Annotated in this window: 12 protein-coding genes; 7 read left to right on the top strand and 5 right to left on the bottom strand. The window is 67.1% G+C overall.

Features of this window, described 5'->3' with window-relative positions; all coding sequences use genetic code 11:
* The first annotated feature begins 224 nt into the window (after positions 1-224).
* The 3 genes from ACS8YF_RS16105 to ACS8YF_RS16095 all read left to right on the top strand — a co-directional run bounded on the left by ACS8YF_RS16105 (position 225) and on the right by ACS8YF_RS16095 (position 2,794).
* Positions 225-1,139 carry a 3-keto-5-aminohexanoate cleavage protein gene (locus ACS8YF_RS16105; protein WP_440851170.1) on the top strand — a complete coding sequence of 305 codons (915 nt, stop codon included), beginning with the start codon at positions 225-227 and terminating at the stop codon, positions 1,137-1,139.
* The gene (locus ACS8YF_RS16100) at positions 1,136-2,125 is read left to right on the top strand and encodes a 3-hydroxyacyl-CoA dehydrogenase NAD-binding domain-containing protein (protein WP_440851169.1); all 990 of its coding nucleotides are present in this window, start codon (positions 1,136-1,138) and stop codon (positions 2,123-2,125) included. Before ACS8YF_RS16105 ends, ACS8YF_RS16100 begins: the two co-directional genes overlap by 4 nt.
* Positions 2,126-2,329: 204 nt before the next feature.
* On the top strand, positions 2,330-2,794 hold the full coding sequence (locus ACS8YF_RS16095; protein WP_440851168.1) for a thioesterase family protein: 465 nt from the start codon (positions 2,330-2,332) through the stop codon (positions 2,792-2,794).
* Between the two features lie 301 nt (positions 2,795-3,095).
* Here ACS8YF_RS16095 and ACS8YF_RS16090 read toward each other — a convergent pair whose 3' ends face one another.
* The 4 genes from ACS8YF_RS16090 to ACS8YF_RS16075 form a co-directional block, all read right to left on the bottom strand.
* Positions 3,096-4,064 (bottom strand): zinc-binding metallopeptidase family protein, encoded by a 969-nt coding sequence (locus ACS8YF_RS16090; RefSeq protein WP_440851167.1) that lies wholly within the window; start codon positions 4,062-4,064, stop codon positions 3,096-3,098.
* Positions 4,065-4,303: 239 nt separating this feature from the next.
* Entirely contained in the window at positions 4,304-5,305 is a 1,002-nt protein-coding gene (locus ACS8YF_RS16085) for a GlxA family transcriptional regulator (protein ID WP_440851166.1), read from the bottom strand.
* A 243-nt stretch (positions 5,306-5,548) separates the two neighbouring features.
* Entirely contained in the window at positions 5,549-6,148 is a 600-nt protein-coding gene (locus tag ACS8YF_RS16080; RefSeq protein ID WP_440851165.1) for a hypothetical protein, read from the bottom strand.
* A 20-nt stretch (positions 6,149-6,168) separates the two neighbouring features.
* Positions 6,169-6,381, bottom strand: a complete 213-nt coding sequence (locus tag ACS8YF_RS16075; RefSeq protein WP_440851164.1) for a hypothetical protein — start codon at positions 6,379-6,381, stop codon at positions 6,169-6,171.
* Between the two features lie 103 nt (positions 6,382-6,484).
* Here ACS8YF_RS16075 and ACS8YF_RS16070 point away from each other — a divergent pair, with 103 nt between their 5' ends.
* From ACS8YF_RS16070 to ACS8YF_RS16055, 4 genes are all read left to right on the top strand, one after another.
* Complete coding sequence (locus ACS8YF_RS16070) at positions 6,485-7,429, top strand: pyridoxal-phosphate dependent enzyme (protein WP_440851163.1); 945 nt, start codon at positions 6,485-6,487, stop codon at positions 7,427-7,429.
* A 479-nt stretch (positions 7,430-7,908) separates the two neighbouring features.
* On the top strand, positions 7,909-9,186 hold the full coding sequence (locus tag ACS8YF_RS16065) for a metallophosphoesterase family protein (protein ID WP_440851162.1): 1,278 nt from the start codon (positions 7,909-7,911) through the stop codon (positions 9,184-9,186).
* Positions 9,183-12,698, top strand: a complete 3,516-nt coding sequence (locus ACS8YF_RS16060; protein ID WP_440851161.1) for an AAA family ATPase — start codon at positions 9,183-9,185, stop codon at positions 12,696-12,698. The genes ACS8YF_RS16065 and ACS8YF_RS16060 overlap by 4 nt, the downstream gene beginning before the upstream one ends.
* The gene (locus ACS8YF_RS16055; RefSeq protein ID WP_440851160.1) at positions 12,688-13,653 is read left to right on the top strand and encodes a S66 peptidase family protein; all 966 of its coding nucleotides are present in this window, start codon (positions 12,688-12,690) and stop codon (positions 13,651-13,653) included. Before ACS8YF_RS16060 ends, ACS8YF_RS16055 begins: the two co-directional genes overlap by 11 nt.
* Before the next feature lie 254 nt (positions 13,654-13,907).
* Here the strand turns inward: ACS8YF_RS16055 and ACS8YF_RS16050 are convergent, their stop codons facing one another.
* The gene (locus ACS8YF_RS16050; protein WP_440851159.1) at positions 13,908-15,653 is read right to left on the bottom strand and encodes a glucan biosynthesis protein; all 1,746 of its coding nucleotides are present in this window, start codon (positions 15,651-15,653) and stop codon (positions 13,908-13,910) included.
* Positions 15,654-15,800: the final 147 nt, after the last annotated feature.

The raw sequence follows: 15,800 nt of genomic DNA, 5'->3' as shown, positions 1-15,800 counted from the left end.
CGTGAGTCGAGCACGGCATCGGACATGGGCGGCGCACGTAAAACGCGTGGTGAGCGCGCAGATAGTGCGCGTCATTGGGCTATACAGCAATTCCGGGCCGTTCCGCGCGCAAGCAAGCATCAGCCCGGAGCCGTCGCTTTTCGCACAAAAACCGACGCTTCACGCAGATCGCGCGCGGCGCCTGGAGATCATACTCCGGCCACGATCCACCGACCGAGGCCTGCATGAACACCCAGGTGATTCTGACCTGTGCGGTTACCGGCGCCGGCGACACACGCGGCAAGAACCCGAACGTGCCGGTCACCCCGGCCGAAATCGCGACCGCCTGCATCGAGGCCGCCGAAGCCGGGGCCTCGATCGCGCATGTGCATGTCCGCGATCCGGAGACCGGCGCGCACAGCCATAAACGTGAATATTTCCGCGAAATCGCCGATCGCGTGCGCGATTCGGCCACCGACGTCGTGCTCAACTTCACCGCCGGCGGAGGCGGCGATCTGTTCCCGGAACTGACCGGCGCCGAAGGCGAGGACCGCCAGATTCGCGCCGCCGCCGGTTCCGACCTGCAGAGCCCGTCCGAACGTCATGCGCCGATCGGCGAGATGCTGCCCGAAATCTGCACGCTGGACTGCGGCAGCCTCAACTTCGGCGACATGGTGTACCTCAACTCGGCCGACTGGCTGCGCGAGCATGCCGCGCTGGTCCAGGCCGCCGGCGTAAAACCGGAGCTCGAATGCTTCGATCTCGGCCATGTCTGGTTCGCCCGCCGGCTGATCGACGAAGGCCTGATCGACGGCGACCCATTGTTCCAGCTCTGTCTCGGCATTCCCTGGGGTGCGGAAGCCGATCCGCAGACCGTGCTTGCCATGCGCGACAAACTGCCGGCGAACGCCCACTGGGCCGCCTTCGGCATCGGCCGCATGCAGATGCCCATGGTCGCCCAGGCCATGATCGCCGGCGGCCACTGCCGCGTGGGCCTGGAGGACAATCTGTATCTGTCGAAGGGTGTGAAGGCCGACAACGCCGGGCTCGTCGACAAGGCGCGCGCGATCATCGAAGCCCTGGGCGGCGACGTCATGAGCCCGCAGGACACGCGCAATCGTCTGGCCCTGCGCGGCGCGAACACCGGGAGCGCGGCATGAACGAATCAACCGAGAAACAGGCTATCGTGCCCAGGCACGTCGCCATCGTTGGCACCGGTGTCATCGGCTGCGGCTGGGCCGTGCGCGCGCTGGCCGCCGGGGCCGAGGTCGTGGCCTACGACACCGACGTCGAGACCGCGCGCCGCCGGCTGGCCCGGACCCTCGACATCGCCTGGCCATCGCTGGAAAAGCGCGGCCTGGCGGCCCACGCCGATCGCGGCAACTGGCGCGTGACCGACGATCTCGATGCCGCGGTCGCGGATGCCGATCTGGTGCAGGAAAACGTGCCGGAGCGGCTCGAACTCAAGCAGACCGTGCTATCGCACATCGACGGCGCCACGCCGCTGGATACGCTGATCGGCTCGTCCACCTCCGGTATCAAGCCAACCCCACTCGCCGCCGGCTGCGGTCATGCCCCGGAACGCGTCTTCGTCGCCCACCCGTTCAACCCGGTCTATCTGTTGCCGCTGGTGGAAATCGTGGGCGGCGAACGGACCGCGCCCGACATGATCCAGACCGCGCAGGCGATGTATCGCGGCCTGGGCATGCGCCCGCTGGTCGTACGCCGCGAGATCGAGGGCCATATCGCCGACCGGCTGATGGAAGCGCTCTGGCGCGAGGCGTTGCACCTGGTCAACGACGGCGTCGCGACCACGGAAGAAATCGATGCCGCCGTGGTCTATGGCGCCGGCCTGCGCTGGTCGCTGATGGGTACCTTCCTCACCTTCCATCTGGCCGGCGGCGAACAGGGCATGCGGCACATGCTCGAACAATTCGGCCCGGCCCTGAAGCTGCCCTGGACCAGACTGGAAGCCCCGGAGCTGACCGACAAACTGATCGATCGCGTGGTCGCGGGCTGCGAGCATCAGGCCGGCGGCCGCTCGGTCGCCCGGCTCGAGCATCGGCGCGACGCGTTCCTGACCGACCTGCTCGCCCTGGTCGAGAAATACTGGCCGGAATCCGAAGGCCTGCCCGGGCGCATCTAGGTTGGGAGACCGCTTCTTTTCTATGCCGCGGATTACGCCGATTGCTGCCGGCGGCGTCGATATTTCCGGACGGGTACTTGATGCTCGTCGACTATCGGCAATGTTCGCCGCCGGCATCCGACCCGAATAATCCGAGTATTGTTCGGCGAAACCCGTCTAATCTGCGGCTCGCACGCCGGCCTCCGTCTTTCGAAACACCAAGCCATGGATCACGTCATTCTCGAAACCTGCGTCGCCCCGGAATGGGTGGATTACAACGGCCACATGAACGATGCCGAGTACGCCCGCGTATTCTCGCTCGCGGTGGACGCGTTCTGGGAAGCGATCGGCCTGACCGAGGCCGCGCGCGATGCCACCGGCGTGACCACATTCACGCTGGAGTCGCATGTCTGTTTTCTCGCCGAATGCGTAGCCGCCGAACCGCTCACCGTGAAACTTGCCGTGCTCGACCGCGACGCCAAGCGGTTTCATCTATTCCTCGCCCTTCATCGTGGTGACGGTCACCTGGCCGCCACCAGCGAACAGATGCTCATGGCCATCGACCGGGCCACGCACCGTGGCACGGCATTCCCCGATCACGTCGCGTGGGCGGCCGATGGCTACGGCCAGCGGGCGCATGGGCAATGGCCCGAGCAGGCAGGGCGGACGATCGGAATTCGGCGCAGGTAACACCCCGATCATGCCGGTGATGCGTACCCCTCACGGGGCGGCCCGGTACCCATTACCCAAGCCGACATCGGCAGCGCGAGTCCCCGAGCCGGCCATACCGACACGGCATGGGCCAACGCCAACCCAACAGCCGCGCCGGTCAGCCCGTTGTCGGCTTACGGCCTACGGCCCAAGCCGACCTACTTCAACTGCGCCCGGGCAAACCCCAATACAGTCCGGGCCCGGAATGTGCGGGCGTCGGGCGCCCGGATGCCGCGCCGTTGACACAGCGAGGCAGACACGCTGCACGAATCCGCCGCGCTCACCACCCCTGCGCCCCCCGCCGCAACCATTCATGCACGAAGGTCAACTTGCGATTGACCGGCGCCGAGAGCATGAACGGATACAGATCCGGCAATCCCATGGAGCGGTTGACGTGGTTCACGCTCATCGCGAGCGCCGCGCCGACGTGGATCAGCCGCGCGGTGTCGGTTTCGGCATAGGGGTTCCAGTTCGGCGCCGGCAGATACGGCGACCCCAGTCCGGCGGCGATGAAGCTGTCGGTGATGTCGGTCAGATGGAGCAGGTGCGACGTCGTCTCGGCCCAGTCCTCGTGCGGATGCGCCGAGGCATAACTCGAAATGAACCGCTCGCCCCAGTCGACCGGCGGGCCGTGGTTGTAATGCCGGCCGAGCGCCTCGGTGTAATCCGCGCGTTCGTCGCCGAACATGTCGCGAAACGCGTCGATAAAATCGGCACGCAGCGCCAGTCGCCACCAGAGCATGTGCGCGATTTCGTGGCGCATATGGCCGATCATGGTGCGATACGGTTCGCCCAGGGCCTGACGGCGCTTCGTGCGCACGACCGGATCGGCCTCGGAGACGCTGATGGTGACCACGCCCTGGCCATGGCCCATCGGCGCCGGCTGGTCGTTGGCGTCGGCCAGCATATGAAAAGTCGGCCGTGTGCCCGGGTCCTCCGGCCGAAACCACTGCCAGCGGCCGAGATTATCCAGTACCCAGCGCTTGGCGAGTTCGGTTTCGGCCCAGTCCGGGATGGCGTTAGCCAACGATGGATCGGGCGCGAGTGCGGTCATGGCACAGGCGCGGCAGAAGGCGCCGTGCTCCGGCGCGATCCAGTTGCAGCCAATGCGCTCGCGATTGGCACAGAACGGCGGGGCCGGGATGAACGCCCGCGCCTGCGGATCGTAGGCCACCGGCGTGCCCTGGGCGGTCGTGAGGTTGTCGAACCAGAGTGGCCCCGGGCCGACGGGATTATCGAAAACATGCATAGGCGAGCACTTGCGGAAGACGAGGATCCGATGGACCGTAACGACACCAATGTACGCGCTTCGGGGCCAATCCACGGGCCCGGGCCGGCACGGGGCGTGCCTGTGCGGTGTGTTGCGCGGCGCCGGCGGCCCGGTTTCATACGCGATCCCGCCATCCTCGCCGGCCGATCGCCGCCTGGGGCCCGGACGCCAACCCGGTAACAGCGCGGACCGGCGCTCGAGCGGGCGCGCCCCGCCGGCTATCCGGTCTGCCGTCGATATCGCCACACCGAGGGCGAAACGCCGAATTGCTGTCGGAATGCTCTCGAGAACGTGGTCGTCGATGCAAAGCCGGAGGCCGCCGCGATTTCGGTCATCGAGCGGTCGGTTTCCTCGATCAGCGTGGCCGCATGGTCCAGGCGCAGGCGTCGATACCAGGCGCCGGGCGTGGCCTGCAGTTCGGCCTCGAACAGGCGTTGCAACTGACGCGGCGAACGGGCGGTACGCCGGGCGATGACCGCCAGCGGCAATGGCGTTTCGAGATGATTTTCCATCAGCGCCACCGCCTGGACCAACGGCGGACTGTGAATACCGAGGCGCTTGACGATGGATTGACGCTGCCGGGCGTCGGGGTCGCGGGCGCGATCGTGGATGAGCTGCTCGGCGACAGCCCGGGCCAGTACCGGGCCATGGTCGGCCGCGATTCCGGCCAGCGCCATGTCCGTGGCGGCCATGCCGCCGGCACAGGAAAACCGGCGTGGGCCGATTTCGTACAGCGACTCCACCGCCGCCACCAGCGGAAACCGCTCGCGAAAAGCCGGCAGGCTCTCCCAGTGCAGCGTGACGCGGCGGCCGTCGAGCAACCCGGCCGCGGCCAGCGCAAAACAACCGGTATCGATACCGCCAAGTACCGCGCCCGCCGCATCACAGCGGCGCAGCCAGCGCGCCAGGGCGCGGCTGGGCGCACCGGCCTCCAGAAAACCGCTGCAGATCGCCAGCCGGGCCGGTATCGCGGCCTGCCCGATACCGGCATCGGGCAGCACACGCATGCCATTCGACGCGGCCACAGCCCCACCCGACTCACTCAGCAGCCGCCAGGCATACAAATCCGCACCGGCCAGGCGATTGGCAATACGAAACGGCTCCGTGGCGGCCACGAACGCCATCATCGAAAAGCCGTCGATCAACAGATAGCTGGTCGTGGCAGGCGTGGCCGCCGAGTTCATGCGTGCTTCAAAGCCCTTGGCGAGACTCGCCGGCACGGTCGTCGCACCCGTGGCCCTGAGCAACGTGGGCACGATCGGCCGAGCGCCGTTGTCCAGTCGCCACGGCGCGGGTGCCCCGACCATCGAGCGTGGAATGGCCGTCGAGGCTGTGCATGCGGTCGCCGAAGATCGAGCCGCCCGGCACGTCTACCGTGACGCGAACCCATCATGGCCTATCGGCGCCGCGCACCGGTATCACGCCATCGAGTGCACGACTCACCGGGATTGTCGCGCATCGACCTACTGGCCATGGCCGCTTGCCGGTATCGCATGCCCCGGGCCGTCGAGGTTCGGTATCAACGGCGTGCGCGCAGCGCTGTTGACCCCGTTGTCGTCGACCGGCACGTAGCTGCCGCCGGCATACTGCATGCGCTGGCCATGCGAGCCCCCGGCGTCGCCCACCGTGGTCACCCACAGATCGTGCCAGCCGTGATGGCGCTGATTGAGTTCGTAAAGCGGCGTGCGGGCCGTGGGAATACGCGAGACCGCTTGGTAGCGATCACCGTCGCGCGCGAGGACGTACAGATCGCAACCCTGGGCGCAGCCCGAGGGGCCGGTGACATAAACCACCGCCTCGCGCTTGCCATTGCCGTTGAGGTCGACGAACCGAGCGTGGTAGCGCAACGGGTGCACGCTGCTGTCGGCATAAATCGTGGCCAGCGCCTCGGTCAGACGCTGCCGGTCATCGGCGTTGCGAGCGGCCGGTGTAGCCTTGAAGGCACCGGCCTGCCTGGCCCGCTTGTGGTGCCCGTCGCCGCTGTTCGAGAGCGCCGCACAGCCCGACAGCGGCGCGCTGGCGGCGACGAGGGCGGCCACGGCATACATCGCGACTGATCTCATCCTTCGAACCCGCGCCATGGTCAACCGACGGTAACGGTGTGGTCGTCCCCGGCGATCAGGGGCAGATCGTAGTCGGTCGCCTCGGACACCGTCACCGTATAGGTGCCGGGCCCGTGTTCGGCGGCGTACGCCTTGGCCGCCAGGTCCGCCGCATCCTCGGCACTGGCGGCTTCCACGATTGTCTCATCGCCGCCCAGTTCGCAGATATAGCGCAGCACCATCGGTTCTTCCATCACGCACTCCATCGGATTGAACCACCGCCGGACCGGAAAAGGCCACCCGATTCCCGGCCCTGCATGGCAGTATGCGGATTCCTGCCCCGAACTAAAGACACGAATGACGCGCCCCACCGCTGCCGACCTGGTTGCCGCCCGCCAGCGCATCGCCGAACACATCCATCGCACCCCGGTACTGACCTGCCGCACGCTCGACCGGGCCGCTGGCGCGGCGCTGTTCTTCAAATGCGAGAACTTCCAGAAAACCGGCGCGTTCAAGGCACGCGGGGCAACCAACGCGGTGTTCTCGCTGGGCCCCGAACAGGCCGCGCGCGGGGTCGCCACCCACTCCAGCGGCAACCACGGCCAGGCCCTGGCCCGCGCTGCGGCCGCGCGCGGCATCGCCGCCACCGTGGTCATGCCGAAAACCGCGCCGAAGCCCAAGATCGACGCGGTCCGCGGCTACGGCGCCGACGTCATCTTCTGCGCACCGACCAACGCCGCGCGCCAGGCCGCGCTCGATGCGTTCGTCGGCCAAACCGGCGCCGAGTTCATCGCCCCGTATGACGATGCGCGCGTCATCGCCGGACAGGCCAGCTGCGCCGCCGAACTCATCGAGGAGGTCCCCGATCTGGACGCGGTGATCGCGCCGGTGGGCGGCGGCGGCCTGCTCAGCGGCACCGCGCTCACCGTCGCCGCCCACGCGCCGCATATCGCGGTCCACGGCGGCGAACCGGCCGCGGCTGACGACGCCGCCCGTTCGCTGGAGAGCGGCGAGCGCTGCGGCAATGACGCGCCGGACACCGTCGCCGACGGCCTCAAGGCCTCACTCGGCGCCATCACCTGGCCAATCGTGCGCGACCATGTCGCCGCCATCACGCGTGTTTCGGAAGACGAGATCATCGCCGCCATGCGGCTGATCTGGCAGCGCATGAAGATCATCGTCGAGCCGTCCTGCGCCGTGGCACTCGCCGCCGTTCTCGCCGCGCCCGAGCAGTTCGAAAACCGGCGCGTCGGCGTGATTCTCACCGGCGGCAACGTCGATATCGATCGCCTGCCCTGGTAGGGCGTCGCACGGCCACCCGCGGCGGCACGTGCAAGCCACTTGTAGGCGGTCTCGCGACTGATACCAAAGCGTCGGGCCAATGCCGATACGCTGATGCCCTGGCTTTGCGCCAGCGCTACGAACGCGGTACGTGAGGTCATCGATGTGGTTTCCTTCCAGGGCATGATGTGGCACCTCGATACGCCAACGATCAGCGTCGAGGTGTAACCCATGTCCTGGCACATCTGTTACCTATGTCTCCGGTCTATACAAGCAAGCAGAAGAAGGGACTCGCGCATCAGTGCGAAACCGGAGTCCGAAGCGCCTCGCGATTCGAACCGATCAACCCCGCGCGAACAGCGGCTGGCTCAAAATTGCTACACCCCGGCCTACTCTCACCAGGCACCATGCATCCTCGATACCGCCCCAAACCGATTGGGTGCATCGCCCGCAGCCGCTAAGATGCAGCGATCGCCAACGCCCTGCCCCGAACTGTTGCCTTGAGTTCCTTTCGCTTCATCCACACCGCCGATATTCATCTCGACAGCCCCATGCGCGGCCTGTCGGACGACGTGCCCGGCGTGGCGGCGCAACTGCGGCTGGCCACCCGCGAAGCGCTCACCGCGCTGGTCGACGCGGCCATCGAGCGGGCGGTAGATTTCGTCGTCATCGCCGGCGATGTCTACGACGGCGACTGGCGCGATTACCAGACCGGCGTGTTCTTCGTGCGCCAGATGCATCGCCTGAACAAAGCGGCGATCCCGGTTTATCTGATCCACGGCAACCACGACGCGCAGAACCAGATGACGCGCAGTCTCTCGCTGCCGAACAACGTGCATGTTTTCTCGCACGAGCACGCCGAAACCCGTGCCATCGACGAACGGGGCATCGCGCTGCACGGCATGAGCTATGCCCGCCAGAAGACCACCGACAATCTGGTGCCCGGCTACCCGGCACCCACGCCCGGCGCCTTCAACATCGGGCTGCTACACACCGGACTCGGCGGCCTGGGCGGGCACGAGAACTATGCCCCATGTGGACTCGACGAGTTGACCGCCAAGGGCTACGACTACTGGGCGCTCGGCCATGTGCACGGCGCCGAAGTGCTGGCCAAGCATCCGCACGTGGTGTTTTCCGGCAACCTCCAGGGCCGCTCGATCCGCGAGACCGGCGCCAAGAGCGCGTTCGAGGTGATCGTGGAGGACGGTCGGGTGGCGGCGCTGCACCCGATCTACTGCGATGTCGCGCGCTGGCAGCACGCCGAGGTCGATGTCTCGAACGCCGACGATTTCAACCACGTGACGGCCGCCATGCGCGCTGCCATCGAAACTGGCGTCGAGGCGGCCGACGGCCGGCTGCTGGCTATCCGCCTGCGCCTGACCGGAACCACCGTCCTGCACGATCGCCTGGTCGCCGCCGCCGAACAACTGCTTGCCGAAGCCCGGGCGGCCGCAGCCGGGCTGGGCGGCACACCGGTGTATGTAGAAAAGATCCGACTGGCTACGGCGCCAGAGCTCGATGCCGCCAGCCGTCGCGCACGCCAGGACGCACTCGGCGAGCTGCAGCGACTGCTGGACGACGCCCGTAACGACGCCGATATTCGCGAGATGATCGAAAAAGACGTGCGCAAGCTGGCCGAACGCCTGCCGCACGAAATCCGGACCGACGCCGATGACGCCCTGTTGCGCGCCGCAATCGACGGCGATACGGCCGCGCTCATCGACGGCGCGGGCAATTATCTGTTGTCGCGGCTGGCCGCCGACGAGGGCGCCTCGTGAGATTCGCTGCGCTGAACCTGCTCGCCTACGGCCACTTCACCGAGCGACGGCTCGTCTTTACGCCGGGCGCAATCGATCTGCATATCGTGTTCGGCGCCAACGAGGCCGGCAAATCGACCGCACGCAGCGCGGTCGGCGATTTTCTGTTCGGTTTTCCCCCGCAGACGCCACTGAATTTCCTGCACGCATACAACGCGCTGCGCATCGGCGCGCGCCTCGAGGCGGCCGGCGCCGAAATCGAGGCGGTGCGCAAGAAAGGCCGCAAGAACACCCTGCTCGACGCCGCCGGCGAAGCCGCGGCCCGGCTGGAGGCCGATCTGGAACGCGGGCTTGCCGGCGCCGACCGGGCGTTTTTCACCCGCATGTTCAGCCTCGACCACGCCGGCCTACGCGAAGGCGGCAAAAACCTCGCGGCAGCCGACGCCAATGCCGACACCGCCCTGCTTTCGGCCGGCTCCGGCCTGGCCGACGTGCTCGCCGAACGCGAGGCCCTGGGCGCCGAAGCCGACGCGCTGTGGTCGCCGAATGCCTCGCAGAACCGACGCTACTATCAGGCCGAAGCCCGGCTGAAGACCGCCGAGGCCGATATCCGCGAGCACGAGGTCACGGTCGGCGACTGGCGCAGCAAACGCGAAGCCTTCGAGACCGCCGAAGCCCGCTACCAGGCATTGGCCGAACAGCGCCGCGGGCTGCGCCATCAATGGCAACAACTCGAACGCATCCGGCGCGTGGCCGCCCCGGCCCGTCGTTATCGCGAAATCGAGGCCGAGCTGGCCGGTCTCGGCGAAACACCTGCCCTGCACGCCGAAGCACGCGCGACCTTCGAGCGGGCCAAACACACGATCGAATCGGCCGATGCCGCGATCGCATCCATCGAAGACCAGATCGAGCACATCGATGCCGAAATCGCCCCCCTCAGCGACGACCCGGCGCTGCGCGAAGCCGGCGAGGCGATCGAACGTCTGGCCGAACAGCGCGGCCGGATCGCCGCCGATCGCGAGCGCCGCGCCGAGATCGAGCGCGAACAGGCACATTTAACCGACGCCCTGGCGCACGCACAGCGAGAACTCGGCTGGCCCGATGAAACGAGAGAATGGCCGACCGCCGCCGCCCTCGCCCGGGCCCGGCGTCTGGCAGCCGCCGAGGCGACGCACCGCCAGAGCCTCGACCACGCCACCGACAATCTCAACACCGCCCGCGAAGCCGAGGCCCGGCTGGCCGCCGACGCCGACGCGCTGGGCGGCGCGGCCGACACCACCGCGCTCGAAGCATGGCTGGCCGCCTGCACCCGCGAAGGCGATCTCGAATCCGAACAGCGCAACAGCCAGGTCGACGTGGATCGGCTGGCGCGCGAGTTGGCCCGCCGGCTGGGCGCCATGCAGCCGGCCGTGGCGGATATCGAGACCCTTGCCGCGCTGGACGTGCCCGCCCGCGACCGCATTGACGAGTTCGAAGCCGCCATCGACGGCGCCCGCGAAGCCCGCCAACAACACCAGGCGCGCGTCGACGAACTCAGCGACGAAGTCGAACGCGCGCGCGATGCCCTGGCCCGTCGCCGCGCCGACCAACCCCTGCCGAGCGCCGAAAGCCTCGCCGCGACGCGCGAAAAACGCGATGCCTGTTGGCAGCTCGTGCGGCGTCGGTATGTGGAACAGCGCGAGCGCGATCTGTTCGACCAAGCCGACGCACCCAGGCTGGACGCCGCCGCCGAAAAGAACCCGGTCGAGGCCTTCGAGCGCACGACACGCCAGGCCGACGCGCTGGCCGATGCCCGCTTCGATCATGCCGCAGCGATTACGCAGGACGCAGAGCGCCAGCGCCATGTGGCCGAGCGCGAACAGGCCCTGGAACAAGCCATCGCCCGGCGCGACGCGGCCCGCACGCGGCTCGACGGCCTGCTGACCGAATGGACCGCGCTGTGGGCAGCCGCCGATCTCGAACCGGCCAGCCCGGCGGCGATGCGCGACTGGCTCACCCATCGCGACGCCGCGCTGACCGCCCGCGCGAATCACATCGACGCCGAGGCCGCCCGCGACGAGCTGGCCGGTCGCATCGCCGCACATCGCGACCAGGTACAGCCGTATCTGGTGCCCCTCGGCGTGGACGAAAGCCACATCGCCGACGCCTCGCTCGCGATGCTGATCGAACACGCCCGGCGGCTGATCGAGCGCGCGCATCGCCAGCGCGACGAACGCCAGCGGCTCGGTCGCGAACGCCGCGAACAGGCACGCCGTATGGAAGCGCTCGAGGCGATCCGCGAGCAGGCCGCGACCGAGCTGGCCGACTGGCAGCGCGCGTGGCGGGCCGCGCTCGACGAACTGGGGCTCGACACATCGCTCGATGCCCAGGCCGGCCAGGCGGTGCTCGACGTCATCGAAACCGGCCGTGAACAGGCCCGGCAGGCGCGAGAGCTGGCGGCCGAACAGCAGGACCTCAACGAACGCCGGTCGCGTTTCGAGGCCGAACTCGCCCGTATTCTCGACGCCACCGGCCGCAGCGCCGTCGACGACAAACCGGGCGAGGCGACCGTGCAGCGGCTGACCGCCGCCCTGCGCGACATCCGCTCGCAACACGCACGCCTGCAGACGCGCGAAGCCGATCTGGCCGCCCATCGCGAGCGCATCGCCCAGCACGAACAGACCCGCGCCGACGCCGAACGCCGGCTCCACGGCTTGTGCCGGCAGGCCGGCGTGGCCGATCCCGATGCGCTCGAGGCCATCATCGCGCGCGCCGAACGGCGCCAGGCGCTGGCCGCCGAACACGCCGCCATCGCCGAAACACTGGCCGAGCAAGGCGACGGCCAGTCGATCGACGATCTCATCGCCGCGGTCGAGGCGAGCGATCTCGACACCCTGCGCGAACAGATCGACGCCCTGTCCGAGCAGATCGAGCATCTGGACGCCGACCTCGGCCCGGCGCGCGACGCCCGCAACGAAGCCAAGTCCGCGTTCGATGCCATCGGCGGCGATGATCGCGCGGTGACCGCCGCCGCCGAACGCCAGACCGCACTGGCCGACATGCAGGACGCCGCCGAGCGCTACCTGCGCGTGGGCACCGCCGCGCTGCTGCTCAAATGGGCCGGCCAGCGCTACGCCATGGACAAGCAGCGCCCGCTGATCGAGCGCGGCTCCGCACTCATGAACCACCTCACCGGTGGCTCCTTCGAACGGCTCGCCGGCGAATTCGACGACCGCGACGAGCTGCAGATCGTCGGCGTACGCCCCGACGGCGCGCGCGTCGCCCCACCCGGGATGAGCGAGGGCACCCGCGACCAACTCTATCTGGCGCTGCGCATTGCCGCGATCGAGGATTATCTCGAACGCGCCACGCCGCTGCCCGTGGTCGCCGACGACCTGTTCATCAACTTCGACGACGACCGTGCCATGGCCGGGCTCGACGTGCTGGCCGGCCTGGCCGAAAAAACCCAGGTATTGTTCTTCACCCACCACCAGCATCTGCGCGACATGGCCGGCGAACGACTCGGCACGCGGGTAACAACCCATGACCTGTGAACCGACACCGCTGGCCGCCCCGCTCGCCCGCCTGGCCGATGTGCTCCGCCCGCTCGCCGGCCAGCGCATCGCCCTGATCGCCCCCGCCGGCGGCGTGGCCGACGCACGGATCGACACCGCGCTGGCGGTGCTGGCAGCCGCCGGTATCGACGCCTGCCTCGGCGCCCACGTCCGCGATCACCACCGCTATCTGGCCGGCACCGCCACAGCGCGCCTGGCCGACCTTCACCGGGCTTTCGAGCTGCCGAACGTCGCCGCCGTCTGGTGCCTGCGCGGCGGCTACGGCAGCGCGCATCTGGTCGAACACGTCGACTGGACACGCATTCCGGGCAACGTTCCGCTGATCGGCTTTTCCGATATCACCGTCCTGCTCGAAGCCTTTCGCCAGCACGGCCGTCTGGCGATCCACGGCCCGGTCGCCACGCAGCTCGCCAGGCCGGGTGAAACCGCCGAAGAACAGGGCCAGCGTGCGGCCTCCATGGCCTCGCTGGTCGATTGGCTGCAGGACCGCGCCAGCGCGTGGCGCCTGACCCACATGGCCGGCCCTACCGGGCCCGTGTCCGGCCAACTGGTCGGCGGCAACCTGACCACGCTCGCCAGCATGGCGGGCACGGCCGCCGCCCCGCGGCTCGATACCGATGCGATTCTGTTGCTGGAAGACGTGGGCGAGGCCGAATTCCGGCTGGAGCGTAGTTTCGGGCAACTGATCGGCTCGATACAGCGCGACCGCCTACAAGCCGTCTGCCTGGGCGGTTTCGACCACTGCACCCTGGCCGACGGGCTACGATCGCTCGCGGCTGTTTTTGCTGAATGGATCGAAGACGTCCCGATCTACGCCGGATTGCCGGTGAGCCACGGCTACGAGAACTGGGTGTGGCGGTATGGTAGCCACGGCTCGATTGACGCCGGCCAGATCGAATTCAAGACGGCCCCGGACGCTATCGAAAGCCGCTGATCGGGCGCTGCCACCGCCGGCAAGTCGTTGTTGTTCGTTGCGTCATGTCGCCGAATCGCCCGGCCCGCGCCGCGGCAAGCGTGATGAAGCGCTATCCCGGGTGACTTTACGGTAGCGCATAGGCTGTCGATAGCCGTGGTTACGTAGGTCGGATCAGGTGCGCGCACCGTAATCCGACAGCCGTGCCCCAGAAGTCGCGAATTGAACGTCGGATTACACGCTGCCGCGGTTTCCGGGTCACGGGAAACCCGTCGTCATGGCGTTTTCAGCTCATAACTCCAGGTTTCGGTGATGCCGCCGCCTTGCGGCTTGGCCAGATAAGCCCTCAGGCCGAGCGGCTTCGACAAATTCTTGGCCGAAACCTCGAAGGTGAGCCGCCAGCCGCGCGTATGCGGATTGCGGCGTAGCTGGATGTTGTAGAGCGTGACGTCGCGCCTGGCATTGACCTTGGGTTTCACCTCGCTGGCCTTGGTGAGGTCGGTCAGCTTGCCGCCGGCGAAGTCCACCATGACCTTGACCCTGCTTTTCTTCTTGCCCGGTTGCGGGGCGACACGGCCAACGCGGGTGGCAATCGCCCGGCCGAGACTGTCCGGCTCGGCACGTTGTTCGCTCCATTTGATGGTGTAACCGAAATGCAGGCGCTGGTTGGCCTTAACCGGCTTCTTGGGAACCCAGTACAAGACGATGTTGTCGTTGACAATGCTGTTCGACGGAATTTCCACCAGTTGCAAATGGCCCTTGCCCCAATCGCCGTCGGGGGTAACCCACGCGTTCGGCCGCTTTTGGTACTGATATTTGAGCGACTGATAATCACTGAAGCGGCGGTCGCGCTGCATGAGCCCGAAACCCTTCACGTGGTCGGCATCGAAATCGTTCAGGCGCAATTTCTGCGGGTCGACCAGCGGTCGCCACAGCCACTCGCCCGTTGCCGCGTGAATCAACAAGCCGTCGGAGTTATGCGCTTCCGGCAATATGTTGTTCATGCGCGCAAGGCTGGTCTTGCCGCGCGTGAACATGCTCGTCAGCGGTGCCACGCCAAGCTTCTTGATCTTTTTGCGGGTAAAAAACGTGGCCTCGACGTGCGTATAGGTCGCCTGCCCCGGGGTGACCGTGAACTTGTACGCGCCGGTCACGCTCGGCGAATCAAGCAGCGCGTAGATCGTCAGCTGACGGCTGGTCTTGCCCGGCTTCACCAGCCAGAAGTGGGTGAATTTCGGAAACTCCTCGCCCGAGCTGCTGGCGGTATCGATGGACAGCCCGCGGGCCGACAGCCCCCAATGCTCGTTCGCGCCAATCACCCGAAAATACGATGCGCCGAGGAAGGACAACACCTCGTCGAGTTTGCCCGGGTGCCCCATCTCATGCAGGACCTTGAAACCGGCGTAGCCGAGATCCTTCGGAATCTTTTTCTTGAGTTTCTTGTCGGGAAAGGTAAAGCGTTGCTTATCGAAAGGCACCGACCGGGTCTTGCGGCCGTTGACCACCGATATCTGTACCGCATGATCGAAATACGACCCGGGCATGTCGAACATCACCCGATACGGCAAGCCCGCCTGCCGCCAGAGGGCATTCTTGCGCTTGTACTTGATCTGCTGATATTTGGACAGCGAAAGCTTTTTCAGAAAGCCGGGAATTTTCGCCGGCGGCTGATACGATTTCTTCGCCCTGGCCCGGGCCATGGCGACCACGTCTGCGTAACCGAACCGCCTGGCTTGTGGTTGTTGCGCCCCGGACGCCGACTTGTTGCCTTTTTTGGCCGCCGCGTGTGCCGCCGGCTTGCTCTTGCCGCCGCCCGCCGTCGCAGACTTCTGGGAGGGTTTCTCGGAAGACTTTTGCGAAGACTGCTGGCCGCCCTGGGAGGCGTGAGCCTGTTTTTGCCGTGTCTGGCCGCCCGGGTTGTTCTGGCCGGCATTGTCGGCGGCGAAAGCCCCCGGGCCGACGGTCGCCCCGATGGTTAAACCAAAAACCAGGACCACCCGCCGCAGCCAAATATATCGCATGATTCCAAACTGATCGTCAGACACTGTCTCCGAGTCTAGCGCCCGCATCGTAAGGACCCGCTTAACGACGCTTGATTAGTTCGCAAACTCAGCTTGCCTCAATTGGGTTTCGGTACAAGGGGTTGTGCGAGCAGCGGCTTTCGCCAG

This window comes from Salinisphaera sp. SWV1, from assembly GCF_052044155.1.
Classification (GTDB): Bacteria; Pseudomonadota; Gammaproteobacteria; order Nevskiales; family Salinisphaeraceae; genus Salinisphaera.
Note: the sequence above shows the minus strand (reverse complement) of the source record. Positions and strands in the feature narration are given on the sequence as shown.

Coding starts and splice junctions, on each gene's coding strand:
- ACS8YF_RS16105 (WP_440851170.1), top strand. CDS start 225: ATGAACACCCAGGTGATTCTGACCTGTGCGGTTACCGGCGCCGGCGAC.
- ACS8YF_RS16075 (WP_440851164.1), bottom strand. CDS start 6,381: ATGGAAGAACCGATGGTGCTGCGCTATATCTGCGAACTGGGCGGCGAT.
- ACS8YF_RS16095 (WP_440851168.1), top strand. CDS start 2,330: ATGGATCACGTCATTCTCGAAACCTGCGTCGCCCCGGAATGGGTGGAT.
- ACS8YF_RS16055 (WP_440851160.1), top strand. CDS start 12,688: ATGACCTGTGAACCGACACCGCTGGCCGCCCCGCTCGCCCGCCTGGCC.
- ACS8YF_RS16090 (WP_440851167.1), bottom strand. CDS start 4,064: ATGCATGTTTTCGATAATCCCGTCGGCCCGGGGCCACTCTGGTTCGAC.
- ACS8YF_RS16050 (WP_440851159.1), bottom strand. CDS start 15,653: ATGCGATATATTTGGCTGCGGCGGGTGGTCCTGGTTTTTGGTTTAACC.
- ACS8YF_RS16080 (WP_440851165.1), bottom strand. CDS start 6,148: ATGAGATCAGTCGCGATGTATGCCGTGGCCGCCCTCGTCGCCGCCAGC.
- ACS8YF_RS16070 (WP_440851163.1), top strand. CDS start 6,485: ATGACGCGCCCCACCGCTGCCGACCTGGTTGCCGCCCGCCAGCGCATC.
- ACS8YF_RS16100 (WP_440851169.1), top strand. CDS start 1,136: ATGAACGAATCAACCGAGAAACAGGCTATCGTGCCCAGGCACGTCGCC.